Annotated in this window: 28 protein-coding genes and 1 tRNA gene; 12 read left to right on the plus strand and 17 right to left on the minus strand. The window is 68.4% G+C overall.

The features are described from left to right. Positions 1 to 3: 3 nt before the first annotated feature. The 6 genes from AC0IY0_RS24655 to pth are packed head-to-tail and all read right to left on the minus strand — an operon-like array spanning position 4 to position 4553. Positions 4 to 1047 (minus strand): aldo/keto reductase, encoded by a 1044-nt coding sequence (locus AC0IY0_RS24655; RefSeq protein WP_471765928.1) that lies wholly within the window; start codon positions 1045 to 1047, stop codon positions 4 to 6. Between the two features lie 60 nt (positions 1048 to 1107). Further along, positions 1108 to 2097: a MaoC/PaaZ C-terminal domain-containing protein gene (locus AC0IY0_RS24660; protein WP_471765930.1), complete on the minus strand. Its 990-nt coding sequence runs from the start codon at positions 2095 to 2097 to the stop codon at positions 1108 to 1110. A gap of 34 nt (positions 2098 to 2131) precedes the next feature. Next, a complete protein-coding gene (gene ychF / locus AC0IY0_RS24665) occupies positions 2132 to 3229 on the minus strand; it encodes a redox-regulated ATPase YchF (RefSeq protein WP_471765932.1) in 1098 nt (365 codons plus the stop codon). A 4-nt stretch (positions 3230 to 3233) separates the two neighbouring features. Beyond that, entirely contained in the window at positions 3234 to 3680 is a 447-nt protein-coding gene (locus AC0IY0_RS24670; protein WP_147941308.1) for a PIN domain-containing protein, read from the minus strand. Further along, positions 3673 to 3903 (minus strand): hypothetical protein, encoded by a 231-nt coding sequence (locus AC0IY0_RS24675; RefSeq protein WP_147907930.1) that lies wholly within the window; start codon positions 3901 to 3903, stop codon positions 3673 to 3675. Before AC0IY0_RS24675 ends, AC0IY0_RS24670 begins: the two co-directional genes overlap by 8 nt. A gap of 41 nt (positions 3904 to 3944) precedes the next feature. Next, on the minus strand, positions 3945 to 4553 hold the full coding sequence (gene pth / locus AC0IY0_RS24680) for an aminoacyl-tRNA hydrolase (RefSeq protein ID WP_147907929.1): 609 nt from the start codon (positions 4551 to 4553) through the stop codon (positions 3945 to 3947). Between the two features lie 369 nt (positions 4554 to 4922). Between pth and AC0IY0_RS24685 the strand changes: the two genes are divergently transcribed. After that, positions 4923 to 5153 carry a hypothetical protein gene (locus AC0IY0_RS24685; protein ID WP_147907928.1) on the plus strand — a complete coding sequence of 77 codons (231 nt, stop codon included), beginning with the start codon at positions 4923 to 4925 and terminating at the stop codon, positions 5151 to 5153. Positions 5154 to 5173: 20 nt separating this feature from the next. Here AC0IY0_RS24685 and AC0IY0_RS24690 read toward each other — a convergent pair whose 3' ends face one another. Beyond that, the gene (locus tag AC0IY0_RS24690) at positions 5174 to 7381 is read right to left on the minus strand and encodes an FUSC family protein (protein WP_471765934.1); all 2208 of its coding nucleotides are present in this window, start codon (positions 7379 to 7381) and stop codon (positions 5174 to 5176) included. 224 nt (positions 7382 to 7605) lie between these two features. On the opposite strand from AC0IY0_RS24690, the gene AC0IY0_RS24695 reads away from it, so the two are divergent. Then, positions 7606 to 7682 (plus strand) — tRNA-Arg (locus AC0IY0_RS24695). 536 nt (positions 7683 to 8218) lie between these two features. On the opposite strand, the gene AC0IY0_RS24700 is transcribed toward AC0IY0_RS24695, so the two are convergent. Both AC0IY0_RS24700 and AC0IY0_RS24705 read right to left on the minus strand, forming a co-directional pair. After that, positions 8219 to 8398 (minus strand): hypothetical protein, encoded by a 180-nt coding sequence (locus AC0IY0_RS24700; protein ID WP_147909629.1) that lies wholly within the window; start codon positions 8396 to 8398, stop codon positions 8219 to 8221. A gap of 341 nt (positions 8399 to 8739) precedes the next feature. After that, positions 8740 to 9843, minus strand: coding sequence for an SMP-30/gluconolactonase/LRE family protein (locus tag AC0IY0_RS24705; protein ID WP_471765936.1), 1104 nt, complete (start codon positions 9841 to 9843; stop codon positions 8740 to 8742). Between the two features lie 307 nt (positions 9844 to 10150). On the opposite strand from AC0IY0_RS24705, the gene AC0IY0_RS24710 reads away from it, so the two are divergent. From AC0IY0_RS24710 to AC0IY0_RS24730, 5 genes are all read left to right on the plus strand, one after another. After that, positions 10151 to 10396, plus strand: coding sequence for a putative hemolysin (locus AC0IY0_RS24710; protein ID WP_147909628.1), 246 nt, complete (start codon positions 10151 to 10153; stop codon positions 10394 to 10396). A 58-nt stretch (positions 10397 to 10454) separates the two neighbouring features. Then, entirely contained in the window at positions 10455 to 10772 is a 318-nt protein-coding gene (locus tag AC0IY0_RS24715; RefSeq protein WP_471765937.1) for a hypothetical protein, read from the plus strand. A gap of 10 nt (positions 10773 to 10782) precedes the next feature. Continuing rightward, on the plus strand, positions 10783 to 10983 hold the full coding sequence (locus tag AC0IY0_RS24720) for a hypothetical protein (RefSeq protein ID WP_147909626.1): 201 nt from the start codon (positions 10783 to 10785) through the stop codon (positions 10981 to 10983). A 168-nt stretch (positions 10984 to 11151) separates the two neighbouring features. Then, the gene (locus tag AC0IY0_RS24725; protein WP_471765939.1) at positions 11152 to 11274 is read left to right on the plus strand and encodes a hypothetical protein; all 123 of its coding nucleotides are present in this window, start codon (positions 11152 to 11154) and stop codon (positions 11272 to 11274) included. Between the two features lie 1049 nt (positions 11275 to 12323). After that, positions 12324 to 12635 carry a hypothetical protein gene (locus tag AC0IY0_RS24730; protein ID WP_471765941.1) on the plus strand — a complete coding sequence of 104 codons (312 nt, stop codon included), beginning with the start codon at positions 12324 to 12326 and terminating at the stop codon, positions 12633 to 12635. A gap of 68 nt (positions 12636 to 12703) precedes the next feature. Here the strand turns inward: AC0IY0_RS24730 and AC0IY0_RS24735 are convergent, their stop codons facing one another. Together AC0IY0_RS24735 and AC0IY0_RS24740 are read right to left on the minus strand one after the other, a co-directional pair. Beyond that, positions 12704 to 12958: a hypothetical protein gene (locus AC0IY0_RS24735; protein WP_147939117.1), complete on the minus strand. Its 255-nt coding sequence runs from the start codon at positions 12956 to 12958 to the stop codon at positions 12704 to 12706. Between the two features lie 50 nt (positions 12959 to 13008). Further along, the gene (locus tag AC0IY0_RS24740; protein WP_187278406.1) at positions 13009 to 13158 is read right to left on the minus strand and encodes a hypothetical protein; all 150 of its coding nucleotides are present in this window, start codon (positions 13156 to 13158) and stop codon (positions 13009 to 13011) included. A gap of 78 nt (positions 13159 to 13236) precedes the next feature. Between AC0IY0_RS24740 and AC0IY0_RS24745 the strand changes: the two genes are divergently transcribed. Continuing rightward, complete coding sequence (locus AC0IY0_RS24745) at positions 13237 to 14316, plus strand: molybdopterin-dependent oxidoreductase (RefSeq protein ID WP_147939118.1); 1080 nt, start codon at positions 13237 to 13239, stop codon at positions 14314 to 14316. A 175-nt stretch (positions 14317 to 14491) separates the two neighbouring features. On the opposite strand, the gene AC0IY0_RS24750 is transcribed toward AC0IY0_RS24745, so the two are convergent. The 3 genes from AC0IY0_RS24750 to AC0IY0_RS24760 form a co-directional block, all read right to left on the minus strand. Continuing rightward, entirely contained in the window at positions 14492 to 15001 is a 510-nt protein-coding gene (locus AC0IY0_RS24750; RefSeq protein WP_246692130.1) for a Ros/MucR family transcriptional regulator, read from the minus strand. A 339-nt stretch (positions 15002 to 15340) separates the two neighbouring features. After that, the gene (locus tag AC0IY0_RS24755; protein WP_471765943.1) at positions 15341 to 15976 is read right to left on the minus strand and encodes a peptidase inhibitor family I36 protein; all 636 of its coding nucleotides are present in this window, start codon (positions 15974 to 15976) and stop codon (positions 15341 to 15343) included. 280 nt (positions 15977 to 16256) lie between these two features. Then, the gene (locus AC0IY0_RS24760; RefSeq protein WP_471765945.1) at positions 16257 to 16409 is read right to left on the minus strand and encodes a hypothetical protein; all 153 of its coding nucleotides are present in this window, start codon (positions 16407 to 16409) and stop codon (positions 16257 to 16259) included. Between the two features lie 290 nt (positions 16410 to 16699). Between AC0IY0_RS24760 and AC0IY0_RS24765 the strand changes: the two genes are divergently transcribed. The 3 genes from AC0IY0_RS24765 (at position 16700) to AC0IY0_RS24775 (ending at position 19066) form a co-directional block, all read left to right on the plus strand. Further along, on the plus strand, positions 16700 to 17620 hold the full coding sequence (locus tag AC0IY0_RS24765) for an outer membrane protein (protein ID WP_471765947.1): 921 nt from the start codon (positions 16700 to 16702) through the stop codon (positions 17618 to 17620). 475 nt (positions 17621 to 18095) lie between these two features. Continuing rightward, positions 18096 to 18770, plus strand: a complete 675-nt coding sequence (locus tag AC0IY0_RS24770) for a DUF4142 domain-containing protein (RefSeq protein WP_471765953.1) — start codon at positions 18096 to 18098, stop codon at positions 18768 to 18770. Positions 18771 to 18898: 128 nt separating this feature from the next. After that, complete coding sequence (locus AC0IY0_RS24775; protein ID WP_187193505.1) at positions 18899 to 19066, plus strand: hypothetical protein; 168 nt, start codon at positions 18899 to 18901, stop codon at positions 19064 to 19066. 166 nt (positions 19067 to 19232) lie between these two features. Here the strand turns inward: AC0IY0_RS24775 and AC0IY0_RS24780 are convergent, their stop codons facing one another. The 3 genes from AC0IY0_RS24780 to AC0IY0_RS24790 form a co-directional block, all read right to left on the minus strand. Then, entirely contained in the window at positions 19233 to 19727 is a 495-nt protein-coding gene (locus tag AC0IY0_RS24780; RefSeq protein WP_419828807.1) for a phosphohydrolase, read from the minus strand. Between the two features lie 116 nt (positions 19728 to 19843). Further along, a complete protein-coding gene (locus tag AC0IY0_RS24785; RefSeq protein WP_471765949.1) occupies positions 19844 to 23035 on the minus strand; it encodes an autotransporter domain-containing protein in 3192 nt (1063 codons plus the stop codon). A 737-nt stretch (positions 23036 to 23772) separates the two neighbouring features. Further along, positions 23773 to 24735: a GlxA family transcriptional regulator gene (locus AC0IY0_RS24790; protein WP_147939122.1), complete on the minus strand. Its 963-nt coding sequence runs from the start codon at positions 24733 to 24735 to the stop codon at positions 23773 to 23775. A 115-nt stretch (positions 24736 to 24850) separates the two neighbouring features. Between AC0IY0_RS24790 and AC0IY0_RS24795 the strand changes: the two genes are divergently transcribed. After that, entirely contained in the window at positions 24851 to 25492 is a 642-nt protein-coding gene (locus AC0IY0_RS24795) for an HD domain-containing protein (protein ID WP_471765951.1), read from the plus strand. Positions 25493 to 25709: the final 217 nt, after the last annotated feature.

Raw genomic sequence — 25709 nt, forward strand, 5'->3', positions numbered from 1 at the left:
GCCTCAGCGCACGCCGGGCCGGCCGGATTCGGCGAGCTGCTGCGCCCGTGCGTTCTGACGCTCGAACATCCAACCCGGGTATTCGGGCGGCAGGACGCTCACCGCGTCGAGGGCATCGAGTTCCGCGTCGGTGAGGCTCAGCCGCGTGGCCGCGATGTTGTCCTCGAGTTGGTCGAGGCGCTTGGCGCCGACGATGACGCTGGTCACCGCCCGGCGGTGCAGCAGCCAGGCGAGCGCCACCTGAGCCACCGAGACGCCGCGGCTCTCCGCCACCGGGCGCATCGCGGCGATGCAGGCTTCGCCGCGCGGGCCGTCGACCGGCGGAAAGTCGAAGCTCGCCCGCCGACCCTCCCCGGAACCGCCGGAATACTTGCCGCTGAGCAGGCCGCCGGCGAGGGGGCTCCAGACCAGGAGTCCGAGACCCTCGGACCGCAGCATCGGGACGATGTCCCGTTCGAGGTCGCGCCCGGCGATCGAGTAATACGCCTGCAGGGTCTCGAACCGCGCGAGGTTGGCCCGCTCGGCGATGCCCTGCGCCTTGACGATCTGCCACGCCGCCCAGTTCGAGACCCCGACGTAACGCACGTGGCCGTGCTGCACGAGGATGTCGAGGGCCCGCATCGTCTCCTCCATCGGCGTCGCCGGGTCGAAGCCGTGGATCTGGTAGAGGTCGATGTGGTCGAGCTTGAGCCGCTTCAGGCTCGCCTTGCAGGCGTCGATCAGGTGCAAGCGCGAGGCGCCCCGCGCGTTGGCGCCTGGACCCATCGGCCCGTAGCCCTTGGTGGCGACGACGATGCTGTCACGCGGGACCTTGAGATCGCGCAAGGCCTGTCCGGTGATCTCCTCGGAGAGCCCCTCGGCGTAGACATCCGCCGTGTCGATGAAGTTGATGCCGGCGTCGATCGCCCGCCCGACGAGCCGCCCCGCCTCGGCTTGGTCGAGGGCGCCGATCTGGCGCCACATCCCGGCTCCGCCTCCGAAGGTCATCGTCCCGAGGCAGAGTTCCGAAACGAACAGCCCCGTGTTGCCGAGCTTCTTCTGGTACATGTATCCGGTATCCCGTCCGTCTCCGTCGCGACAACGCACGGGGACCGGAACCGCTGCGCCTCACGGCTCCCAGCGATGGAACACCGCGCTGTCGAACGAAAAAACCGGCTCGCCGCGCTGGTTCATCCCGGAGTTGCGCGCAAACGCCAGGCCCCAGCCGGGGCGGGACGCGGAGGCGCGCTTGTCGGTGAGCTTCGTGCTGAACCGGACCGTGTCGCCCGCGTAGACCGGCTTGAGCCAGCGCAGGTTCTTGAAGCCCGGGGAGGGGCCCGATTCCGGAACTGGGCCGCGGCTCGCCGTGTAGGCGGCGTCCCGGGCGCGGGTGGTGAGCAGCCGGTTCATGTAGGCTGAGGCGGTGTGCCAGCCGGAGGCGCAGAGACCGCCGAAATGGCTGCGCTTGGCCGCCGCGTGGTCGAGGTGGAACGCCTGCGGGTCGTAGGCCTCGGCGAAGGCCACGATCGCGGCGGCGCTGAACGGGTAGGCCCCGAGGTCGCGGACCAAGCCGATTTCGGCGTCCCGCAGGAACGGCAGGATCTCGGCATCCTCCGGCTCCTCGACCGGGCCCGGCTCGCCGATCTCGACGGGGCGGGGCGGCAGGGGATCGGTGCCGCGGCGGGCCAGCATGAAGGTGAAGCGCTGGGTCAGCACCGTCTCGCCGCGCGGGTTGCCCAACGCGACCTCCGCGGTGACGAAGCCGAGCCCCGGCTTCGAGGCCGAGTCCCGCATCCCCACGACCCGGAAGGTCAGCGTCAGCGCATCGCCGGGCAGGACCGGCGCCAGCCAGCGCAACTCGTCGATCCCGGGCGCGCCCAACGACGAGCCGCCCTGGAACGGACCCCGCTGCAGCAGCCGCATGCCGAGCGCGGCCGTGTGCCAGCCCGACGCGATCAGACGGCCCACGAAGGTCGGCTCCGCCGCCGCCTCGTCGAGGTGGAATGGCTGGAAGTCGAACGCCCGCGCGAACCCCACGATGGCGTCGCGGGTGACCGTCAGGGGCTCGCCGGCGATGACGTCGCCGACGGAAAAATCCTCGACCGCGGGGTCCGGCATGGCAGCCTCGTCCAGTGCGTCAGGGGAGGGGGGCTCAGTTGGCGAAGCGGAAATGCAGCACGTCGCCGTCCTGCACCACGTAATCCTTACCCTCGAGCCGCAGCTTGCCGGCGTCCCGGGCACCGGATTCGCCGCCCAGCGTGGTGTAGTCCTTGAACGCGATGGTCTCGGCGCGGATGAAGCCCTTCTCGAAATCCGAGTGGATCACCCCGGCGGCGCCGGGCGCGCGGGTGCCCTTGGTGATCGTCCAGGCCCGGGCCTCCTTGGGGCCGACCGTGAAGTAGGTCACGAGGCCCAGGAGGTCGTAGCCGGCGCGGATCACCCGGTTGAGGCCGGGCTCGGTCAGACCCACGGCCTCCAGGAACTCGGCCTGGTCGCCCTCCGGCATCACGGCGATCTCGCTCTCGATCTTGGCCGAGACCACCACCGCGATGGCACCCTCGGCCTTGGCGCGGGCGAAGACCGAATCCGAGTAGGCGTTGCCCTTGTCGGCATCACCCTCGTCGACGTTGCAGACGTAGAGCACCGGCTTGGCGGTCATGAGGCCCAGGGACTGGAACAGCTTCTCCTCGTCCGGCTTGCGCTCGACCAGCCGCGCCGGCTTGCCCTCGCGCAGCAGCGGCAGGGCGCGGTTGACGAGATCGAGGCTCTCCTTGGCCTCCTTGTCGGCACCCTTGGCCTTCTTCTCCAGGGCGATGGCCCGGCGCTCCAGGCTGTCGAGGTCGGCCAGCATCAGCTCGGTCTCGATGGTTTCGATGTCGGCGGCCGGATCGACCTTGCCCTCGACATGGGTGACGTCGCCGTCGGTGAAGCAGCGGACCACGTGCGCGATGGCGTCGACCTCACGGATGTTGGCCAGGAACTGGTTGCCCAGGCCCTCGCCCTTGGAGGCGCCGCGCACCAGCCCGGCGATGTCCACGAAGGTCAGCCGCGTCGGGATTTTCTCTTTCGAACTCGCGATCCGGACGAGGTCGTCCAGGCGCGGATCCGGCACCGCCACCTCGCCGACATTCGGCTCGATGGTGCAGAACGGATAGTTCGCCACCTGCGCGGCCGCCGTCTGCGTCAGCGCGTTGAACAGGGTCGACTTGCCGACGTTCGGCAGGCCGACGATGCCGCATTTGAAGCCCATGGACTCAGTTCCGTTGAAGCACGTCGCCGGGCGACGCGCGGAAAGGGTTGATGAGGGTCAGGCCCTCGAACACGGTGCCGTGTGCCATATCCTCGGTCAGGAAGTATCGGCATCCGGCGAGCTGGGCCGCGGCTACCAGGAGGCAATCGAACCACTGATAGCCCAGCTTGTCCCGCACCGCCCAGGCGACCTCGAGTTCCTCCTCGTCCAGGGGCTTGTCGCCCCAGACCTTAAGCGCCTCGATCTCCTGCTGAATGTCGGCGAGGGGACGCCTCGGCTCGTTCCTCAGGATCCAGCGTGTCAACTCGTTGAGGACCTGCATGTTGATGCGCGCGGCGCCCTGTGCGCCGAGGCTTCGCACCCATTCCTGGGCGGTCGCCTTTTTGTCGCTCTGCTTGGCGTCGCGCCCATAAATCAGCACGTTGGTATCGACGAAGACCTGGTCAGTCATCGTACAGCTGGTCGCGTGTCGGGGCGCGTCCGTTCTCGTCGGTCAGGTTCATTGGGGGGCCGGCCAGGAACCGCTCGATCGCTTCGAGCTGCGTCAGCGGCCGGCCGACGCGCTGCTCGACGGCCTCGGCGACGAACCGCGACAGGCTCTTGCCGTCGCGCGCGGCGGCGACACGCGCCCGCTGCAGCAGGGCCTCGCTCATCGTCACGGTGACGTTCTTCATCGCAGCCTCCGCCGGCTATATCGTGTCCTCGTGTTTCCGTGTCAATTTTTCGCGCCCAGCGTCTTCACCGCGTCCCAGCCTCGGCCGGCCATGGCGAGGTGGACCTTGTTCTGGAAGCTCGCATCCTCGCCCACCGCCAGCAGGGCGACGTGGTCGGCGACCGCGTGGCAGAGATCCTCGACCCAGGGCAGCTCGGCCTTGCCGAAATCGTTGAGCACGTAGGCGTGCACCTGTGCCTTGTCGCCGGGATGGCCGATGCCGAGCCGCACCCGGCGGTAGTCGTTGCCACATTGGGCGGTGATCGAGCGCAGGCCGTTATGGCCGGCATTGCCGCCGCCCAGCTTCACCCGGAGCTTGGCCGGGGCGAGGTCGAGTTCGTCGTGCAGCACGATCACGTCGCTCAAGGGGATCTTGTAGAAGCGCTGCGCCTCCGAGACCGAGCGCCCGGACTCGTTCATGAAGGTCGAGGGCTTGAGCAGGATCGCCCGCTCGGTGCCCAGCACGACCTCGGCAGCCTCGCCCTGGAAGCGGTGCCGGAACGGGCTCGCCCGGTGCTGGCGGGCGATCGCGTCGATGGCCAGGAAACCGATATTGTGCCGGTTGTTCGCGTAGCGCGAACCCGGGTTTCCGAGGCCGACGATCAACCGCATGGCAGAGTTCCTGGCGCGATCCGGTTCATACCCGCTCACGGGGCATCCATTGCGGGGCGGTCTGTGGCACGCTTCCCCGCGCGACGCATCCCCGCGCCGGCCGCGAGACCCGCACCGCCGCGCCTGCCGTTCCGGCCTCACCGGATCCTGCATCGGGCCTTCGGAGCCGCACGGTCGCCGACCTTGCGCCGACCGTGCGCCACCGCACGGCATCGGTCGAACCGCCGGCAGAGTATCGCGGTTGAGAGGTCACATTCGGCCAAGCAAAGCCCGAGCGATCAAGACCGCCGCACCGACGATCTTCCTCACCCGACACGGTTGACCGGATCACTTCCCGTCGCAGTCAGACTCAGACACGAGGAGATCGTCATGACGATTCGCATGTTCGCCGCCGCCGCCCTGTTCGCCGCCGCGGCCACCCCGGCCCTGGCGCAGGGGCTGGACTCGAAGCATTCGCCCTACCCGGCCTCGGCCTATTCGGGCTGGGTCGGGAATGCCGGCGTCCTGCAGCAGGATCGGACCCAGTCCGCACGGGCCTCCGCCTATCGCTACGCCGGCCCGCATGCCGGCGGCCCGGCCAACGCCCTGCCGCGGTACTGAGGCCGGGGGGGCGCCGCCCGTCAGCGTACCGGGACGGCCAGCTCGTCCCGCACGCCGATGCCGGCTTCCGGCCCCACGCCATCGATCGCCCGCAACTCGCCCGGCCGCAGGGTCCCGCTCAGGAGATCGACCTGGCTCACGAGGCGGGCGAGCGACTGCCCCCGGTCGAGGACCGGCCGCTCGGGCAGCGGCCGGTCCTCACCGAGCGCCGCCAGGGTGGCGGCGATCCAGGCCCGCCAGGCCTCCGCCTCGGGGGCGCCGGCCTCGGGCGCGTGGCGCAGCACCGACAGCCGGGCGCTGATCCGGCGCAGGGTCGCGTCCGCCACCATGGCGGCCTCCACCTCCGGGTGGCTCCCCGCCCGGGGCTGTTGCAGGGCCCGCGACAGGGCGGCTTCCAGGTCGTTGAGGGCGAGGCCGGCCGTGCGGGCCCGGGCCAGCACGACGGCATCGCGCGCCTCGCCGGGGACGGCGAGCAGCACCGCCTCGGCGAAGCCGGCATGGGCCTTGAGCGCCCGCCGCAACTCCTGTCGGACCTGGTCCGGCTCCCAGATCGGCCAGAGCAGGAGACAGCTCGCCACCGCGATCAGCCCGCCCAGCACGGTGAAGCCGGCGCGCATGCCGACGATCTCCCAGGAGCTGTGGCCGGGCTCCAGCAACTCGACCAGCAGCACCACCAGCGGGGTCAGACAGGTGACGAAGAAGCCGTAGGAGATCTGGCGCGCGGCGAACCCGACGACGCTGAGCACGAGGATCAGCCCGGCCTCCACCAGCGGGGTCGTGGCGTAGTAGGCCAGCACCGCGCCCGCGAGGCCGCCCAGCACGGTGCCGCCGATCCGCTCCAGTGCCCGCTGCCATGTCGCGGCGTAGAACGGCTGCATGGTCAGCACCACGGTCATCACCAGCCAATGCGTGAACGCGCCGGCATAGGTCAGGGTCGCGGCCAGCGCAGGCGCCGCGACCGCGGTGGCCCGCAGGGCGTGCCGGAGGTTCGGCGAGGCCGGGGTGAAGTTCTGCCGCAGCGGCTCCCAATAGCGGGTCCAGCGGTCGAGGCTGCGGCCGTCCGTGAGGGTGCCGCCGGGCCGATAGCCCTCCGGGGTCGAGAGCTTGGCGCCCATGCGGACGCGCCCGACGATCCGGTCGGCCAGCCGCGCCAGGGTCGGATCCTCCGACAGGTCCTCGGCCGCCCGGGCGATGGAGCGCTCCAGCCGGGCGAGATCGAGGCTGGCATCGTCGCGGATCGCCCGGGCGATGGTGACCAGGAGCGGGCGCAGGCGCCGCAGGAAGGTCTTGGCCAGGGCCCGGCGGCGGGCATCGGGCCGGCTGTCGATCAGCTCCGAAACGGCGATCAGGGCGGAAAAAATCTGCTCGGCGCTCTCAAGGCGCAGGAGCGCCTGGGCGGTGCGCTCGGAGACGCGCTCCCGGGATCGGGCGAGGTCGAGGATCATGGTGCGGGCGGCCTCGATGCTCGCGCGCACGCCCCGCCGGTGGCCGCGCGCATGCCCGTCGAACGCGTCCGCGTCGGGAGCGGGCAGGGCGACGAGCCGCTCGAGGTCGCCGCAGAGCCGCGCCAGGCCGTGCCAGACCTCGGCCACCGCCCGGTGCGCCGGCCGGTACGGGTGCAGGCGCCAGATCACCAGGGCGAGCAGCGTCGCCCAGAGCCCGCCGGCCGCGAACATCAGCGCCACGATCCCGGCCTGCTCCAGGGTCAGCGGCCGGTCGAGCGCGATGCACAGCACCACCACCAGCACGTTCCCGGCCGATTGCGCCTGCACGCTCCAGACCCGGACGTAGGAGCACGCGAAGATCAGCGCACAGGAGACCGGCACCACCACCAGCAGCCCCAGGGGCTGCAGCAGGCCGAGGCCCGCCCAGAGCAGGCCGCCGAGCAGCGAGAACGCAGTCAGCACGCGCAGGCGCACCCGCATCGGGCCGCCATTGTCGCAGAAGCACGCGAGGTTGGCGGCCAGCGCCATGGTCAGCAGCGGCGGCCATTGCACCCAGATGTTGATCAGGATCACGACGCCGAACGCGAAGGCCGCACGCACGCCTTCGACCAGCCGCACGTTGCGCAGATCCAGGCCCGTGGGCAGGCGCCGCAGATCCGCCCCGGGCCGGCCGAGGCTGCCCCGGCCCTCAGCCCGGCGGCGCGGCGCCGGCCTGGGCGCCCCTTTCGGCGCCGGGTTGGGCGCCGGGTTGGGCGACGATGCGGGGGGACTCGGGGCCGACAAGCTCGGACTCCTGTGCGGGCGCTCCTGCGGGCGCTGGGCCCCGGCATGAACCGCGCCCCGACCTGTCCGGATCCACCCCGCGCCGCAACCCTGCCTTGCCGCGCCGGGGCGACGGAACGCGCTCGCTGCCACGCCGACCGGCTGCCCCATCGGGGCGCCCCGGACCGGCCGCAGACGCTTGACCCTCGGCCAAGCCCGTGGCTTCTGGGCCTGCTGGCACCCAAGACTCCGTAGCTCAGCTGGATAGAGCAGCCGCCTTCTAAGCGGCAGGTCGTTGGTTCGAGCCCAACCGGGGTCGCCAGGCGTTTTCTGGAGGCGGTGGAGCGTCGCCTGCGCCAGTTCACGCAGCGTACGAGCCCGGCGCCCCGGGGCGGAGGTCGTCCCCGTCGTTGCCGGCCCTGGCGTGTCCGAACGATTCGCCGGCCGCACCCTGGCTCAGCATCCTGCCTGCTGAGCTCGTCGGAGCGTCGGCCCGACGTGTCTGTGCGGGTGAGGGTGAACGCGCTCCGACAACTGCCACCGTCGCACCGGCGCTCCGGCATGGGCGCAACGGCGATCGTCGGATCACGGCGCCGCTTCGGCGCGTGGGTTGGGTGGAACGTGAAGCGGTTCGACCCTTCGTCGGGCTCGTAAGCCGCTGATCTGGCCCTGTGAAAGGCTTTCGGTTCCGGCGCGTCGACCGAGCTGCGGCGGGCGCGCCTTCGGTGCGAAGACGGCTCAGGCGTGCGCCTCGAACCCAGGTCCCCAGAGCGGGCCGGCCCCCAGGACGATGCCGTCCCGGAGGCGCCGTATGTCCTCGTCTTCAGCCCCGCGGAAGCGGAACAGGAAGCGCCGCCGTCAGATCGAGGCGGCGCGATGGATGCGGTGGTATCGCGCTGCGCGCTGGCTGGCGCGCGCATTGTGCAGACGGCGCATCCGGTCCTGATGAACCTCATCCTCGTACGATGGATTGACTGTCATCGCGGCGTGGATCGGCAGTGCAGGAAGCCTCTCGTTCTGCGGGTGTACGGTTTTCATGGCGATGCCCCTCGTCACTACTTACGCATTCGAGCTTAACCGCTCATTTGCGATTTGCAAGCGGGCGGCGGGACCCCGTCACCATGGGATTGGCCACCGCGTCCGGCGATCCGCCCGATCCGCATGAGCCCCCCGCTTCCGGACGCAGGGCCTGCCGGCAAGATCCGGCGGAACGCGGCCGGGTGTCGGTCGGCTCTCAACGCCCCCTCCGTTCGAACACGTGCGCGCGGACCGAACACGTGCGCACGGCCCGGCGCCTGCCCGCAGCACGGCAGCTCCCGACCGCATGCCGCGGCGCGCCGATGAGCGCCCAGGCCTGCGCCCGGGGGCTCGAACGCGGATCAGTTCCGCAGCGGCTTGGCGTCGATCTGCATCCGATAGATCGTCGTCGGGAATTTCACCGCCGAGGCCTCGCCACCGTTCATCGCCGGCGTGCGGTTCATCTGCGCGGCCGGAATCCACAGGCCGCCCTGCTCGTCGATCCACATCGCGTCGACCCAGACCAGGCGCGGATCCTCCACGAGCGTGCTCATGCGCCCATCCGGGGCGATTTTAAGGATACGCAGCCCGTCCGTATCGCTGGCGTAGATCGTCCCGTCCGCGTCGATCGCGGTCCCGCCCGTGGCTACGGTGGCGGCGAACAGCGTCACGTGTTTGGCCCGCTCGGCGTCGGCCAGGCCGGCATCGTCCAGATAGCGGGTCTCGATGCTGTAGAGCGGGCCAGTGCAGGCCTGGTAATACAGGGTCTTGCCGTCGGGAGAGACTTCGAGCTGGTCGGCGTGGATGAACAGGAGCTTGCCTGTGTCGTCCCGCAAGGTGCGGCCCTGGCCGGTCAGCGGCCGCTGCGCGATGGTGGACCAGTGCCCGTCGAGCGCACGCCGCAAGGCGCCTGTATCGAGATCGAGCACGATCAGCCCGGGCTGGCCGGCATCCGTCAGGTAGACGTTGCGGCCGTTGAACCGGAAATCGTCGATGAAGCTCCGGTCGGTGGTTGCGGCTTGCAGCGGATAGACCCGGCGCACGGCGTTGGTGGCCAGGTCGATCTGCACGAGCTTCGGGCCGCCCGGGAGTGGCGCCTCGCCCATGCCGGGTGCGCCCTTGTCGACCACCCAGAGGTCGCCGTCCGGTCCGATCCGGATCGCGTTGACCGCCACGAAGGCCTTGGCCGGGTCGTCACCGGGCTTCCACGCGTTCCAGCCCGCGTCGGGGAATGCCACCGGCTGACCGTCCCGCCATTCGCCGAGTTCAATGCCCTTGCCCTTCGACTGGCGCTGGAACGGCGAGAACAATCGGCCATCCTTCGATCGCGTGAACCCGTTGAAGACCAAGCTATCGGATTGCAGCATCGGCTTGAGCGTGTCGGACCCGTGCTGCGCGTCGGCGGCACGGCCGGGCAAGATCAGGCCTCCGACAATCAGAAGGGCGACGATCGAGGAGCGGATCATGCGGAGTCGGGCCTGATGTGCGGTAGCCGGGTCTCCTGCTGCAAGGCGCGAGGCGCCGCGGGTGTTCCTCGGCGGCGGCCGGAAACGGCAGCTTCCCCCGCCCGCACCAGCCGGGCGGCCCTCTCATGACGACCTGCCCGGCCTCTCGCTTATCCAGAGGCGTGCGGCCGTCTTCCCATCGACGTTGATCCTCAGGGTTGCAGCGGGCACAGTGAGCGTAGATCAACGGGGCTTGAGACCGTGATAGGATCGGAGGCGCTCCATGAAGCGCCGCACCGTGTACCGGAAGGCGAAGGGCTGAACTGACGTGATCGCTCAATCTCTGCTTGCAGCCGCAGGTGTCTGCCTGGTCGCGGGTACAAGCCAGGCTGGCAGCGCCGGCGTCCGGGTCGCGCTGGCGAACCCCTCGTCCGTGAACTGCGCCAAACAGGGCGGCACGACGGAGATCCGGGACGGCGTCGGCGGCCAGATCGGATATTGTCGCTTTTCGGACGGTCGCATCTGCGAGGAATGGGCCCTGTTCCGGGATAACCTATGCAAGCCGCCGGCATGAGACCGGCACGCAATCGAGTCGGCGGCCCCTGGGCTCGTGAGACAACGGGATTCCCGACGTGACCGGCTCCCACACTGAACCCGACAAGGTGGCCGAGGTGGCCAGGCTCGCGACGGCGATCGCCGACCGCATCCTCGAGCAGAACGCGGCCGGGATCACGATCCCGCCGGAGCAGTTCACCATGCTGGTTAGGGCCGCCCGGATGCTTCTCGACAACGGGACTCCCTGGCCGCCGCCTGTGGAGTATGTGTTGATGGAGGTGGCCAAGCGTGTCGCGGAGGCTGAGGTTGCAGCCGACCTCGGCTCGACCGCGTCCGAGGGCGATGACGTCGTGGCGCACCTGACGCAAGCTCTCGATGCGACGAAGCGGCGTTAGGGAGGCGACCATGCGTATGGGGCGATCCAAGCATCGGCGACCCGAGCGTTCGACCCAGCCGCTCTCCGATCCGAAGGTCGTGGTCCTGAGGCCCCGAAGCCGTCGTCGTGGCGTCGATCTGGGATCGGAGGCGGCCAGGAAATTTGCAGTCTCGGCCGTGACCCTCACCATCATCGTGCTGGCCGGCGGGTACATGCTGCGCGTGTGGTAACCGTAGCGTGGAATGCGGCGCCGAGGGTTCAGCGATCCTTAGCGTTGGCTGCGTAGCCAGATCTATCTCGGCGCGTGAAAATATTCGCCGAACCGTTGCGTTTCCAATCCATGATAAAGCGTGCGGCCAATGCGGCTATAGCCTGCTTCGTGGATGGGGATCCCAACCATGGCCGATGACCGCTCGGATCACCTCGACAATGCGAAGGATCGGTCTGTCATTCGCATCATCGCCATGATGCTGGCGATAGAGATTGCGTTCCTGCTTGCATCGCTCATGGTTCTGGATTGATCAGGAGCCTCCCCGCCACCCCGGGGCAAACGCCCGGGCGCGGGGCATCAAAAAGCCCGCACCGGCGAACCGGGCGGGCTGAAGATTGCTGATCTAGGACCATGGACCACAGCGAATGTCGATTATTATAGTTAAAAAAGTCTAAACGCCAGACAATGACGGTCTATTCGGCGGGGCTGGTCAAAGCGATCCACGACCCGCCGCGCCCATGATCTGGTTCCCTCGTCGCGTCGCTTTCGAGTGCGCGCGGTGGGCGGCGGGGGCCGCGGCGCGGAGCCGGTTCCGATCGCAAGACAACCGGGCTCGCCCTTCCGGCACCCGTGGGCACGTCGGATGTCGCGGGCGGGGTCGCTGACGCATGGGGGCGCGGCCCGAGCGGGTCGCGTGGGATCTGGCACCATGCGAAGTGAAACGAGAGCCCCAGATGCTCGAAGCTTGGCTATAATCTTAACTGCATGTTTTATCTGTGATTGAGTGCTATTAACCACAATAAATAATTGCCAATGGCCCCTCTGAAGGTCAATGTATTTACGTTGCGTAACTTGAGTATTGGCAATGGACTACGTAGGGATATGCTACTTTACTGAGGTCGGACGTTGCCTGTGCGCTCATGCGGCGGGCGGCGGCGGCAATTCCGGCGTGGCCGATCAGAACCCCGGTTTGTCCGCCGGCATTCTCCGCTTGCTTCCCGCCATTGCCCCGGTGACCGGTGCAGATCCGTCCTCCACGTCGCCCCCGGGCGCCGGGGGAAGCAGGACGATGTCCTTCACCGCCGCGCTCCGCGGTTCCGAAGACCCCGTCTTCGCGTTCAGCGCCGTCGGCGGGGCAGGGGCGGGTTGGGGAGCTGGAGGCGCCTCCGGCGGAGCGCCGTCGCCGGAGGTGAATGCCGGGCTCAGCGTGATCCTGGCCGCGGGGGCTGTGGCGTTCCTTCGCCGACGGCGTGCGCGGGCCTGAAACGCCGGCGACGAATGCTCTCGTCGTGCGTTGACGGCATCATCCAGCCTTGCCCATCCTCGAGCCTTGCCCATCCCTCCTTGCCGGAGTGTCCGATGCTCATCCGATCCGCATTGCTTTTCGTGGCCCTGACGTCGGGCGCGCACGCCGCGGCGTTCGATGACGTGAAGGGGTATCTGGCGTCCTGCCTCAGGTTCGAGATGAAGGGCGCCGAGGCGCAACGCGGCGTGAACCCGGCCTCCAAAATCCGCCCTGCGCTGGAGCGGTGCGGTCCGGAGTTCGATCGCGTTGAGCGGGCGGACGGGCGGCGCCTACGCGGCGATGGCGGGATCAGCCCCTCGACCAAGGAGGTCATCCAGAGCGTCGTCGGCCGAAGCGGAAACGGTTTCTCCAACGTCCGGTACTGACGATCCGGCCGGTTCCACGGTGGCCGGTGGGCTGGATCCGGCCACCGGCGATCCGGCGTCCCGCCCGGTCACGTTCGCCGCTGCGTGTCCGTTTTCGCCGTGTCGAACGCTTCATGCCCGGCGCGCTCGACCGGCGAGCGTGTGTCGCCCTGCTCGGCCACCCGCTTCGCCTCGTCGTTTCGCGGCGCACCGATATCCCCGGGCTCGGAGGCGCCAAGGGAGCGTGGGCCTTGCGAGGTCCCGCGGACCGGCAGGTTCTCGTAGCCACGCTCCCCCGGCTCTGCCTGGGCGGGATCGGTCTCTGGGCGCTTCGGGTCGATCATGGTCGCGGCGCTCTTCGTATCGGCCTTCGGACGGGGTTGGGCGGCCGAGATCAGGTCGGCTGCACCTCGGTGTCCTTCACGTCGGGGTCGTCCTCTTCGGGCACGGTGGGCTTGGACGGCTCGATCTCGTCGAGGCGGGACGGATCCTCGATCAACGCGCCCGGATCCTCGCCGGGCATCGGGGTATCAGCCTGAATCATGGTGCGCGCCTCCGTTCTCGTAGCGCTACGCTCCATGAGCCCAGGCGTTCCCAGTTCGCATCAAGGGGTACAACCTGCATGTCGACGTTCGCCGAGCGAAAGGCACGCCTGATCGTTCACGGGGATGCGCCCTACAACGCGGAGCCACCGCTGGTCCGGCTGCGCGCCGCCTACCGTACGCCGGCGGATGCGTTCTACGTGCGCTCCCACGGAGATCTGCCGGCGATCGTCGGGGATGAGGCCCGCATCAGCGTCGATGGTGCGGTCCCGACGCCCCTCGATCTGTCGCTGCACGACGTGCAGTCGCACTTTCCGCACGTCGTCGTCACCGCGACGATGCAATGCGCGGGCAATCGCCGCGCCGACATGGGGGCGGTCGCACCGGTGTCCGGTGATCCGTGGGACGGCGGCGCCATCGGAACGGCCGACTGGACCGGAATCCGATTGGGGGATGTGCTGCGCGCGGCCGGGATCCAAGAGGGCGCGGCCCTGCATGTCGCGTTCGAGAGCCACGACATGGTCGAGGGGCATCCCTACGGCGTCTCGATTCCGCTCGCGAAGGCGCTGGCGCCGGAAACCCTGCTGGCCTTCGCCATGAACGGCGAGACGCTCCTGCCGGAGCACGGCTTCCCGCTGCGGGCCGTGGTGCCGGGTTACGCCGGGGTGCGGAGCCCGAAATGGCTCAAGCGCATCACGGTGCAGGACCACCCCTCCGACAACGCGATCCAGGCGAGCGATTACAAGCTGTTCCCGGCCGATGTGACCGCGGAGACGGCCGACCCGGCGAAGGGCCACACCATCAACACCATGCCGCTGAACGCGGTGATCTGCGAGCCGCTGCGCGGCGCCGCGTTGAGGGCCGGAACGACCAGAATCCGCGGCTACGCGGTGTCGGGTGACCGCGCCGTGGTGCGTGTCGACGTCTCCGGCGATGGTGGGCGATCCTGGGCCCAGGCCTCGCTCGAGCATGACGCCGCGTCGCCCTTCGCCTGGACGTTCTGGACCATCGACCTCGACCTGCCCTCCGGTGAGCGCACGTTGGTGGTACGGGCGTGGGACGAGGCTGGGCAGACACAGCCTGCCGACCCCGACGTGACCTGGAACTACAAGGGCTATCTCGGCACGGCATGGCACCGCGTGCCGGTGAGCGTCGCCTGAGGGCTGCCTGACAGAGCGGTCGCCGGGGCATTCAGTGCGGGCGCGCCGGCCGTGCGTGAACGGGTGCGGCACGACGACTGGCGTGCTCGCAAGCGGGAGCCCGGTCAGGCTCGACCGCCGCGATCGGTGAGGAGATCAGGATCGCCGGAGGGGGCGGGCAGATCCCTGCCCGGCCTCAGGCCTCCTGGGTCTTCCGCGGCCGCCCGGCACGCTTCGGCTTCTCCGCAGCTGTCGCTGTGAGGTCCTCGGCCTTCGGGGCCGCCTTCTTGCGCTGCTGGCCGAGACCGAGGCTCCTCGCGAGGGCCGAGCGCTGTTCGGAGTAGCTCGCGGCCGTCGAGGGGTAGTCCCGCGGCAGGCCGTAGCGCTCCCGGTACTGCTCGATCGTCATCCCGTTGCCGTTGAGATGCCGCTTCAGCGTCTTGTACGGCTTGCCGTCGACGAAGCTGATCAGTGCATCGGGGGTGATCGACTTCCGGATTTGGGATGGGGTCGGCCTGTCGGCCGCCGGTGCCTCGGGGGCGCCGCTATGGGCAAGCCCCGCGAGCGCGGCGTGCGTGTTGGCGATCAAGCTGGCAATCTCGCCCGGCTGCAGGTGGTTGTTCGAGACGTAGGCGGAAACGAGACCCGCCGTCAGTTCGATGTAGTCGGGAGCCCCACGCTCGATCGTTTCGACGGTTTCGTCCACGGTGTGCACCTGTGCTTGAAGAATCGGCACAATGTGCTGTCGAACGTCACAAGGCAATGCGATAACGATTGTGCTGATTGTTTCTACAAGCATTCGCGGTGGATACGCTGCACGGCTCCGAAATCGGCGCCCTCCCGCTGTCGTCATCGCGCATGACGGTGAAACCGGGAGCCGGTTCGCGCGGATCGGAGGCCGCGCGGTGCGGGGCATTCCAAGCCCTATTGCCAAGCCCTGTTGCCGCTCGGGCCGACCGGCTCCGGTGACGGGGCGGCGTTGTCTTCGTGCCGGCTGGAGTTGCTCCCTTTCGCCGAACCGGTATCCACTGCGCGGGCGAGCGCTCTAACCAGCGCGACGCGCGCAACGGACGTAGGTCGAGGTGCCCATGGCGCTCGTCCAGGTCAGGCGATCGCCGTTCACCGCGATGCGGACCTGCGAGGACCAGCGGCGGTCGCGGGCGCCGCAATCGGCCGCCATGGCCCAGGCATTGCCGGTTCGATGAGCGCCGCGAAAGCTGCAGATGGTGTCGCCGGCCTGGGCCCGATCGGGCGTGAACGTCGCCGGGACGTAGCCCTTGCGGCGCGCGGGGGCGCTGCAGGCATCCGGAGTGGGCCCCCAGGTCCCGACATAGGCGAACCCGGCTGAGGCCGAACGGGGCGTCGCCGGCGGTGCGACCGGTTGCGTTGCGATGATCGGCGATGCGGGGGGCGCCCCGGCATCGGGTGCCGCAACGGCTCCGGCCGGCTCGGGTGCCGCAAGCGCCATCACAGGCCGGGACAGGTCATCGGGCTGAGCGATGAGCGGTTCCCCGACGGACTGAACCGATGACGTCTGGAGCGGGAGATCCGTGTCCAGATAGGCGCCGCAATAGGCGAACAGCCCGGCCCAACCGAGACCGAGCAGGATGTGCAGCACTGTACTCCGACGGCTCTCGGCGCTGGGGCCGGCGAGCGGTGCCGCCATAATGATCGCCCCCATGTCTCCCTCCCGCTCCGCTCTTCCCCAGGTTGCCTATGCCTCGGGGCGACATCTGCCGCTCTTCAGGAAGCGCGATTTCGCGTCCTGGACAGGCATGTGTCCGGTGTCGAAACGGCGGCGGTTCATTAACATTAATTAAATCGTTAATATTTCGTTAATGTGCCAATATTGATTAGCCGCCACGGCTCCGTTGCCCGGAGCGGCGGTCGGCACCAGACCGCGCCCGCATGGATGCGGCGCGGCAAGCATCCGCCGGGTTTCCGGGAATAGGGCTGTCGCATCAGGGTGTGCCGCGGTCGTCGCCCTCGGGGCGGTGCATGATCCGGGCGGCCGGCCGCCAGAGGATTGCAGCGCCGATCGACCTGCCGGCGATCGCTTCGACATGCCGATCGGACGCGCCCCGAGCGCCGTTCTCCTTCACCGCGACACGCATCCGCTCCATCGTCTCAGGGTTTGATCGGTCGATCGCCGGCGCGCGCGCCGGATCGGCAGGGCACATCGTATGCCGATCGGGGTTCGGCCCATCTCTGGATGAGCATGCCGCAATGGATCTGCGGATATGCTGTTTTCATATCCTATCAACGGCATGATGCACCGGATATATGCCCGATTGAAGAAATCGATAAAATCGAATGCTTGGTGTTGCGAATTGGATACATCGCGTTTGGTTTTTATTGATTACGTTCCTGCCCGTTCGGGGTATTTCGAGGGGCTAGAAGGGTCATGAAAAAGATTTCGGTCGCTCTGACCGCGCTTACGGCACTCACGGCAACAGCATCGGCGGCGGATCTACCGCGCCGAGCGGCTCCGCCCCCGGTCTTCACACCGGTGCCGGTGTTCACCTGGACGGGGGCGTATTTCGGTATCAATGCTGGGTATGGCTTCGATGCCAGCAGCCGGCAGGATAATCTCGGCGTCGGCATCGCCCCCGGGGCCAGCCCGCTGTTCCCGGCTGCCGGTGGCACGCTCATTGGCTTCTCGGGCCAGCGGTCCCAGGAAGGTTTCACCGGCGGCGGCCAGGTCGGCTACAACTATCAATTCACGCCGGGGTCGGGTGTCGTGATCGGCTTCGAGGCTGACGCCCAGTACGTCGACTTCGGCCGGGACCGGAACCGCAACTGCGTCTCCACCCCCGCGACCGGCACCTGCGGTGGCGGCGCCGCGCCCGGGACCCTGATCTTCAACCCGTCCGGTCTGGCGAGCCTGGACTTCTTCGGCACCGTGCGCGGCCGCCTGGGTTATGCCTTCGACCGGGTGCTCGTGTACGGCACCGGCGGGTTCGCCTACGGCGCGGGCGGCGGCCGTGATTTCGGCCTGCCGAACAGCAGCCGCGACGACTTCAAGACGGGTTGGACCGTCGGTGGCGGCTTCGAATACGCGCTGCCCACCGACTCGTTCCTGAACTTCTTCCGTTCGAGTGCCGTGACCTTCAAAGTCGAAGGTCTGTACGTCAACCTCGATCGCGGCAATCAGAACAACGGGATCTTCGCATCGAACGGGGTGACTTCACTGAGCGTCTTCAGCCCTGGCGTCGCCCTGGGCAACAGCGTCACCTTCGTGCCTGTCTCTCCGACCGTGCTGCGCCGTGACACGGAGTTTGCCGTCGTCCGCGCTGGCCTGAACTACAAGTTCGGCTCCTTCTAGAGCCATCGCCGCCGACGCGGATACCGGTTCGGCGTGAGCGAGCGCGTCGAATCCAAGACTCAGAGCCGCTGAACTCATCCCCCGGCGTGCGCGCCGGGGAACTCGGTGGGCGGAGCCTCGCTCTTTGCCCTGTGATTCGCCCACTCACCAGGGAGGCCCCGGACGTCACTCGACCTCGAGTCCCCAGTCCTATCAGCATGGTCGCGAGGTCGGCAGCGCCCTGGAAGCAACCGCTTCCGGGGCGTTCGCCATTGCGGCGGAGCGGTTCCTCGCCGCGACGGCGGTGGTGCGGGATACGCCGGCCGATTGTCGGGCTGGGCCGCCCGCCCCGTCTCGCTGGCCCGCATCGCGTGGCGGTTTGTCTCATCGCTCTTCCCGCGGGAAACTTGGGCTGAGCCGTCCGGTTCGCGGGATGGCACCTCAAGCGACCTCTGGCGCCTCGGTGTCCTCTCTCACGACCCGGAGCCTTCTCATGATGCACCGTCGCGAAGTCCTCACCACGATGCTGGGCGCCACGGCCGCCCTCGCAATCACGCGTACCGCTGTCGCCCAAGTCACCCCGTCCGGCGCGATCCCGTCGGGCGTCTACCTCCAGATGGCGACCACCGGCGGCCTGTTCTTGGAGAACACGGCCCGCGACGCGCACGAGAAGACCCGAAACCCGGCGCTCAAGAAGTTCTCCCGCGCCGAGGTGGTCGAACAGGTGAACCTGGCCCGCAAGATCAACGCCTACACCGGCGGCGTGGCGCCGGCGCCGAGCGCCGGTGCGCCGGCGGGTCCCGGCGGCCTCCTCGGCGGCCTCGTCGCCGCCCCGGTCGCCGTCGCAGGGGCGGCGGTCGGTACGGCCACGGGCGCGGCCGGCGGCCTGCTCGGGGTCGCCCCGCCACCGCAGGGGATGACGACCGACGCGCAGAAGGCGCAGATCCTGTCCCAGCTCACCGCGATGCCGCCGGGCCCGCAATACGACGCCACCTTCGTGGCGAACGCGCTGCAGGGCCACCGGGAAGCGCTCAACATTCACGGCTCCTACGCGCAGTCGGGTGAGGATCCCGGCCTGCGCCGCATCGCCCGCGGCGCGCTGCCTCTGATCAACCTGCACATCGCGCAGCTGACGCAGATGCAGGGCAGGATGAGCAATACCCAAGGCTGACGACCCGGATCCGAGCCTGCTCTCGCGGCCTTCGCCCACCGAGCGGGCAAACCGGCTCGCCCGGTGGGCGAAGGCGGCGGGAACGGTGTCGGCGCCCCTCGGTTTCCTTCCTATCCAGGGAGAAGCCGATGGGTGAGCCAGACCCCGTGAAACCCGGCGACGAGGCACCCCCCGACGCCCCCGGCACCGGCGAGAACCTGTGCCGCGAATGCAGCGGTTCCGGCAAGGTCGCGGGTGAGGCCTGCCCGGCTTGTGCGGGGACCGGTAAGGTCAGGACGGGTATCGGCGGCGGCTGAGAACGGCGCGGCCCACGCAGCGACGCCTCCGGCAGTCTGAGGACCGCCCGCCGCAGACCCGGCTACGCAGCGCGAACCGACCAGGGGCCGCCGCCCTGGCGGTCCGTGCGCCTGAGGGAAGACCCGTCGTCTGGGCAGGGCGGACCGGGTCTACGCGTGCCGCGCCTCATCGCCCCGTGTACCCGAGTGCGGCCGCGGCCTCCTTCAGGCGCCCGAACGCCGTCGCGTAGCGTTCTCGCAGAAAGGTGGCGTTCGGCAGGGTCCGGGAGGGGCAGAGATTGTCCTCGTTGTCGGACATCTTGATCAGGATCGCCGGAAGACTGCCCGCCGCGATCACCTGCGTGATCCGCTCGGAATAAGCCGTCCGTTCCTTCGGTTTCGTGAGGATCCCAACGGCCTCGATCACCTCCGGCGTGAACCCGGCCGCCCGCAGGTCCGCGGTGGAGCGCGGCGTATCCTCGAGCACGTCGTGAAGCAGGGCGGCCTGCATCACCACCATGGGGTCGATGTCGAGACCGTCCACCAGCCGGGCATGACCGGCCCGGGCCAGCGCAGCGTTGGCGACCCGCTCCAGGTGCCGCATGTAGGGCTGGCCACCCTTGTCGATCTGACCTGCGTGAGCCGTGAGCGCGAAGGTGTGGGCGTCGAAGATCGTCGGCACGCTATCTCCCCCAACGGATCCACCAGCACGCGTGCAGGATAGCGCATGGCGCGCGCCCGCACCGGCCCGTCGGTGGAGAACGACCCGAGCGGCGGTGGCGTTCGGGTCGTCGCGTGTCAGAGTTGGCCGCCGAAGCTGAGCAGGCCTCCGATCGCCGTGGTGCCCAGCGCCGTCGTCCGCACGGAGGCGGTCGCCGACACGGAGAGGCTGTTGCCGAGGCCGAACGCCAGGCCGGTACGCGCCTCGCCTCGGGTGCGGCGCAGGTCGGCCTTGTAGCCGAAGTCGCCGATGTAGTCGGCATGGGCCGTGAACCGCATCGTCGGCTTGCGGACAGCCTGCTCGATCTCGACCCCCGAGATCCAGCTGAGGCCCGTCGTCAGCGGCACCGAAACATCCGCGCCGAGAAAGGCGAGCGTGCTGCGGTAGACGATCCCGTCGTACTGTACGGGAAAGCTGACATTGGCTTCCGTGTAGCCCTGACGGGTGACGCGACTGGTCCTGACCCCGCCATGCCAGCCCAGCACCAAATCCCCGAAGACCGGAAGGGACTGCCCGATCTCCAGCGTGCCCGCGAGGCCGCCGATCCGGGCGTTGCCGGTGCCGGCCTCCGTGGCGGTGGATTGCAGGCGGCGGACATCGGCGTGGTACTGGCTGGCCGCCAACGCGGTGCGCAGGTACCACGCACCCCCCGCGTAGGGTTGGCTCCAGTTGAGGAAGGCCCCCGCGCCGACAGCGTTGCGGTTGTCGTTGAACGCCGGTGACGGCAGGGCCCGGTAGGGCGCGTAGCTGAGATGGCCGCCGACCGTCAGGGTGTCGGTCAGGCCGTAACTCAGGGGTAGCGTCGAGAGCGTATCGGTGCTGCTGCCGTCGGAGACGATCCCCGCGCTGGCCGACCAGCAGAGACTCCCGCGGCTGCAGGACCAGGTCTGCTGCAGATAGGAGAGCGACTGGCGCTGGATCTCCAGAACCGAGAACGTGTCGTACCGCAGCCGGGCGATCGACCGGCGCGTGTTCGTGACATCGACGAGTTGAGTCCGAACGTCCGTGGACGGCGCGGAGGTCGTCGCGGTCTGGGCCGGGGCCGGAGACTGGGGGGATGAGACCGTTGGAGCCGGTTCCGGGGTCGGTGCGGCGGGCTGCCCCTGAGCCGACGGGGTCGTCGGGGCGGCGACCTGCCCCGACGCCTGGGTGGAGGCCTGCCCCGACGCCGGGGTGGACGCCTGGACGGCTGCCCGGGCCTGGGGCTGGGTCTGCGGGGTCGAGGGCCCGCTGGCGGGCGTCCCCGGATAGGTGATCTTCCACAGGACGGCATGGGGATCGCCCGAGTCGGTCTCGGAATAACCCGCCGCAACCCGGCCGTCGGCGGAAAGCGCCTGGACCTCGGACACGCCACCGCCATCGGACCTCAGGGTGCCGAGATCGGTCCTGCTGCGCCAGCCGTCGCCGAACCAGACGACGCCGTGCGCGAACCCCGAACTGGTGCTCGCCATGCCGCCGGCGACCCGCCCGTCGGCGGACAGGGCCCGCACCCAGGACGAGCCGCTGTTGTCGGCCCGGAGCGTGCCGAGATCGCGCTTCTCCGACCAGCGCGATCCGGACCAGAGCGCCGCATGGGTGTAGCCGGAATCGGTCGTGCCGCTGCCCGCCGCCACGGTGCCGTCGGCCGAGAGCGCCCGCACCACCGAGGTGCCCCGGTTGTCGGATTTCAACGTGCCGAGATCGGTCTTGGTCGTCCAGCTGGCGCCGGACCACAGGGTGGCGTGCGAATAGACGTCCACGCTGCGGTCGGGAGCCGCATAGCCGCCGACCACGGACCCGTCCTTCGACAGGGCGTAGGCCCAGGACGTCCCGGTATTGTCGGACCGCAGGGTGCCGAGATCGGTCTTGGTCGTCCAGGTCCGCCCCGACCACAGCGCCGCATGGGTCGTCCCGGAATCGACGCTCGACTCGCCGGCTGCGACGCGCCCGTCATCGGACAGGGCGTAGACGCCGGACGTGCCCGACTGGTTCGACGTCAGGGTGCCCAGATCGGTCTTGGTCGCCCAATTGGTCCCCGACCATACGATGGCGTGCAGCCTCTGGTCGGCGTTCTCCGCGATGCCCGCGATGACGCCACCGTCCTTGGACACGGCATAGGCCTTCGCGGCGCCGGTGTTGTCGGCCCTCAAGGTGCCGAGATCCCGCTTCTGCGAGAGGTCCGACCCCGACCAGGCCGCGGCGCGCATGTCGGCGCCCCGGTCGTCGGTATAGGCATCCCCGACGGCGACATGTCCGGTTGCGGAGAGGCCCCAGATCTCCGAAGCCCAGCCATTGTCGGCTTTGAGCGTGCCGAGATCCCTCTTCTCGCTGCTTCCGACCGTGGGGGCGGCCTGAACCTGCCTGCCCGTGCCGGTGGCAGGCACCGCGTTCTCGACGGTGATATGGGTGTCGTTGTCGAGTACGCGGTGGAGTTCGTCGGACGTCAGAGAAATGATACCAGCGTGTCGCGGCGAGAGCTGGTTGACGTCGGAGCCCGAGACGGGCGTGAAGGTCTTGAAATCTGTGGTCTTCACCAGCTGGAAGCCGCCATTCAGGTAATTGTCGTACATGACGATATACCCGCTGCCATCGTTCAGGCGGTAAGCCTGCGGCCCTTCGACGGCGTTGCCGGTTCTCTGCACTTCATCCTGCGAGGGCATGATATAGCCCCAGGTCAGATGGTCGGACACGGCATGCTTGATGACCCGGAGCCGGGCCGTACTTCCCTGAGGCGATGACTCCGCCTTCATCAGCATATGATATTTGCCGTCTTGTTCGTTGATGTCGTAGTCGATGTAGCCGATCCCGTCCCGAGCATAGAAAAGCTGCCGCGGCGTCTCTGTCAGGGCTGTGAAATCTCGGTTGGTGTGGGCGTAATAGGCCTTGTAGGGATCGTTTGATCCGACGGTCAGATAGACCATGTTCCGGTCGGTCAACGGATTGTAGGCGACCTGCGGCGCCCAGGCGGCGTGGAGGCCGGGGAACAGATTTGGATACTGCTTTTCAAAATTGACGGTGGCGGATTTCCAATGAATGAGATCTGGAGATTGCATCAGGACGATGCCCCGGTTGCTTCCCCAACCCTTCCAGCTCTGCATATCGGTCGCGGTCATGATGAAATTGCCGTCCTGCCCACGGTAGATGTACGGGTCGCGGAGGCCGCCCATCTCGCTGTGACTTGCGTCAATGACGGAATTGCCGTTGTTCAGTCTGTTGAAACGGCGGCCGTCCAGGCTGTAGGAGAACTTCAACGTCTCCTCCCAGGGCCGATTGCCGGTAAAATAGGTCAATAGATATCCGTCGTACGGCGGATACTCACCCGCCGCAAAGCTATGGCTGGGTGTGATCTGAAATAATATGGCCGTGGCAGCGATTTTTATTGCGTTTTTCATTGTGTATCCCCCCTATTTTTGTATTTTTATCAATTCTTATTATTGATACGGTCTCCTGTTCGTCTCGCGGTTCCTGATGCGCGACGCGATCGGGTTGTCCGATAAGACGTTGGGTCAGATCACGGTGTGTCCGGTGATTGTTGGGCTAGACACCAAGATGAATGCTGATATTTCTTGCGCAAGCCGCGCTCTTCGCGCGGTGTATTGTAAGAATTCACCAATAATGTAGAATAAGACGATACCTAACGATGCAAGCATGGCCTTGATAGTCCGATGCGAAGCATAGGACGCATTAAATTTCCAACGCAACAACAAAGTGCGCGTTTATCGCCAGCAGTATCAAGATGTTTGAGTTTTTGCGATATACATCAATTTGGATCTAAGACCGATCCAGCGCACATCACGACTTGCACTCGACCCCGATAGAAAAGATCAGACGTCTCCGCTCCGTGTGACGAGCCTGCAAGCGACGGCGTGAAGGCGATCCCCCTGTTGCCGGTTTGTGACAGCGCTCCGGTGAGGACCACCGGTATGTCGACAAAACCTCCCGCGCCGGGGGCGCATGATCCCGACGATGTCCGGCTGATCGGCGTTGACGTCCGGCGATCACCAGCCGCTTCCGAACGACCGCCCGCTCACCCCGCGCCGTTTCGCCTGCGGAATTCGGCAGGCGTGATGCCGACGTGGCGCACGAAGGCCCGGCGCAGGGTGTCGGCATTGGCGAAGCCCGTCAGGGCGGCGACCTGCTTGGGCGGAAGGCCCTCCGCCTCCAGCCAGCGCCGCGCCGCCGCGACGCGCGCCGCCTCGACCCAGTCGGCCGGCGTCACCCCGACCTCGCTCCGGAACAGGCGGGCGAAGTGCCGGGGGCTGAGGCCGGCCCGTCCGGCCAACAGGGCCACGCTGTGATCCTCGGCGGGCGCGGCCGCGATCCAGCGCTGGATTTCCTGCAGGATGGCCCGGCCTGACGGCTCGGTCGCGCCGCGACGGCTGAACTGCAACTGGCCGCCGGGGCGTTTGAAGAACATCACGAGCTGCGCGGCGACGCGCTTGGCGACGTCCCGGCCGAGATCCTCCTCGACGAGGGCGACGGCCAGGTCGAGGCCGGCGGTCACCCCGGCGGCGGTGCAGACCGGGCCGTCCCGGACCTGGATCGCGTCGGGCTCGACCCGGATCGCGGGGTAGCGCCGGGCCAGGGCGTCGGCGGCCGCCCAATGCGTGGTGATCCGGCGCCCGTCCAGCAGGCCGGCCTCGGCGAGGGCGAAGGCTCCGGTGCAGACCGACCCATAGCGCCGGGCCGCGGGTGCCGTGCGCCGCAGCCAGTCGAGAAAGGCGGCGGCCGGACGGCGATGGGGCGCGTCCGGCGATCCCGCCACCAGCAGCGTATCGAGGGTGCCGGCATCGGCCTCGAAGATAGTCCGATCCGCCAGCAGTCGCGCGCCCGACGAGGCCCGGATGACGGCGGTGTCGGTCGAGACGATCTCGGTGCGGTAGACACACCGCCCGGCCTGGACGTTCGCCTCCGCGAAGACGTCCAGCGGACCGGAGACGTCGAGCATCTGCACGCCCGGTCCCGCGGCGATCACCAGCCTCCGCTCCATAATGCCCTCCCGCGCGTCCGTCGCGGGCGTGATTTGTCCGTTTGGAACGTGTGCCGTCAACTTCGGACGCGAAGGGCGTGATCTAGTCTTTCCCAGTCAGCAAGGAGTGATGGCCATGGACCAACCCATCCGCGACGTCGCGATTCCCGACAGCACGCTTGCCCGGGCGGTGACCGAACGCGTCCGGGATACGGAATCGCCGCTGCTGTTCCACCATTCCAGCCGCGTCTATTACTTCGGCGCCCTGGCAGGGAAGCAGCGCGGCCTGCGCTACGATCCGGAGCTGCTCTATGTCGGGGCGATGTTCCACGACATGGGGCTGACCCCACAGCACAGCAGCGCGCAGGACCGCTTCGAGGTCGACGGCGCCAACGCGGCACGGGATTTTCTACGCGGGTACGGCATCGACCAGGCCGACATCGACACGGTGTGGACCGCCATCGCGCTGCACACCACGCCGGGCATCCCGCAGCACATGCACCCCGTGGTCGCGCTGGTCACCGCCGGGGTCGAGATGGACGTGCTCGGCCTGACCTACGCCGACTACAGCGACGCGGAGCGCTCGGCCGTGGTGCGGGCGCATCCGCGGACCCCGCATTTCAAGGAGGACATCATCCAGGCGTTCTACGAGGGGATCCGGCACAAGCCGAAGACGACCTTCGGCAACGTCAAGGCCGACGTCATTGCCGACAAGGAGCCGCATTTCCACGCCGGCAACTTTTGTCGCGTGATCCGCGAGTCGCCCTGGCGCGGATGAGGCTGCGGCTTGCCATCCAGCAAAACGGCAGAACCCCGGGCGCCAGGGGCACCCGGGGTTCTGCACGACCTGAGCGGCCGGTTTGATCGGGCTGGGCTGCCGAAGCGGCTCCCGGCCAAGACGACTTCCGGCCAAGACGGCTCCCGGCGTTGAGGCCGGGAGGAGCGCGATCCGATACTAGTACGAGCCGAACTTGTAGTTCAGGCCGGCGCGGACG

Source organism: Methylobacterium sp. AC315 (assembly GCF_979253755.1).

Bases quoted from the DNA above. Each gene is read 5' to 3' on its own strand.
- AC0IY0_RS24655 (WP_471765928.1), bottom strand. From the start codon at position 1,047: ATGTACCAGAAGAAGCTCGGCAACACGGGGCTGTTCGTTTCGGAACTC.
- AC0IY0_RS24660 (WP_471765930.1), bottom strand. From the start codon at position 2,097: ATGCCGGACCCCGCGGTCGAGGATTTTTCCGTCGGCGACGTCATCGCC.
- ychF (WP_471765932.1), bottom strand. From the start codon at position 3,229: ATGGGCTTCAAATGCGGCATCGTCGGCCTGCCGAACGTCGGCAAGTCG.
- AC0IY0_RS24670 (WP_147941308.1), bottom strand. From the start codon at position 3,680: ATGACTGACCAGGTCTTCGTCGATACCAACGTGCTGATTTATGGGCGC.
- AC0IY0_RS24675 (WP_147907930.1), bottom strand. From the start codon at position 3,903: ATGAAGAACGTCACCGTGACGATGAGCGAGGCCCTGCTGCAGCGGGCG.
- pth (WP_147907929.1), bottom strand. From the start codon at position 4,553: ATGCGGTTGATCGTCGGCCTCGGAAACCCGGGTTCGCGCTACGCGAAC.
- AC0IY0_RS24685 (WP_147907928.1), top strand. From the start codon at position 4,923: ATGACGATTCGCATGTTCGCCGCCGCCGCCCTGTTCGCCGCCGCGGCC.
- AC0IY0_RS24700 (WP_147909629.1), bottom strand. From the start codon at position 8,398: ATGAAAACCGTACACCCGCAGAACGAGAGGCTTCCTGCACTGCCGATC.
- AC0IY0_RS24705 (WP_471765936.1), bottom strand. From the start codon at position 9,843: ATGATCCGCTCCTCGATCGTCGCCCTTCTGATTGTCGGAGGCCTGATC.
- AC0IY0_RS24720 (WP_147909626.1), top strand. From the start codon at position 10,783: ATGCGTATGGGGCGATCCAAGCATCGGCGACCCGAGCGTTCGACCCAG.
- AC0IY0_RS24725 (WP_471765939.1), top strand. From the start codon at position 11,152: ATGGCCGATGACCGCTCGGATCACCTCGACAATGCGAAGGATCGGTCT.
- AC0IY0_RS24730 (WP_471765941.1), top strand. From the start codon at position 12,324: ATGCTCATCCGATCCGCATTGCTTTTCGTGGCCCTGACGTCGGGCGCG.
- AC0IY0_RS24735 (WP_147939117.1), bottom strand. From the start codon at position 12,958: ATGATCGACCCGAAGCGCCCAGAGACCGATCCCGCCCAGGCAGAGCCG.
- AC0IY0_RS24740 (WP_187278406.1), bottom strand. From the start codon at position 13,158: ATGATTCAGGCTGATACCCCGATGCCCGGCGAGGATCCGGGCGCGTTG.
- AC0IY0_RS24745 (WP_147939118.1), top strand. From the start codon at position 13,237: ATGTCGACGTTCGCCGAGCGAAAGGCACGCCTGATCGTTCACGGGGAT.
- AC0IY0_RS24755 (WP_471765943.1), bottom strand. From the start codon at position 15,976: ATGGGGGCGATCATTATGGCGGCACCGCTCGCCGGCCCCAGCGCCGAG.
- AC0IY0_RS24760 (WP_471765945.1), bottom strand. From the start codon at position 16,409: ATGCGTGTCGCGGTGAAGGAGAACGGCGCTCGGGGCGCGTCCGATCGG.
- AC0IY0_RS24765 (WP_471765947.1), top strand. From the start codon at position 16,700: ATGAAAAAGATTTCGGTCGCTCTGACCGCGCTTACGGCACTCACGGCA.
- AC0IY0_RS24770 (WP_471765953.1), top strand. From the start codon at position 18,096: ATGCACCGTCGCGAAGTCCTCACCACGATGCTGGGCGCCACGGCCGCC.
- AC0IY0_RS24775 (WP_187193505.1), top strand. From the start codon at position 18,899: ATGGGTGAGCCAGACCCCGTGAAACCCGGCGACGAGGCACCCCCCGAC.
- AC0IY0_RS24790 (WP_147939122.1), bottom strand. From the start codon at position 24,735: ATGGAGCGGAGGCTGGTGATCGCCGCGGGACCGGGCGTGCAGATGCTC.
- AC0IY0_RS24795 (WP_471765951.1), top strand. From the start codon at position 24,851: ATGGACCAACCCATCCGCGACGTCGCGATTCCCGACAGCACGCTTGCC.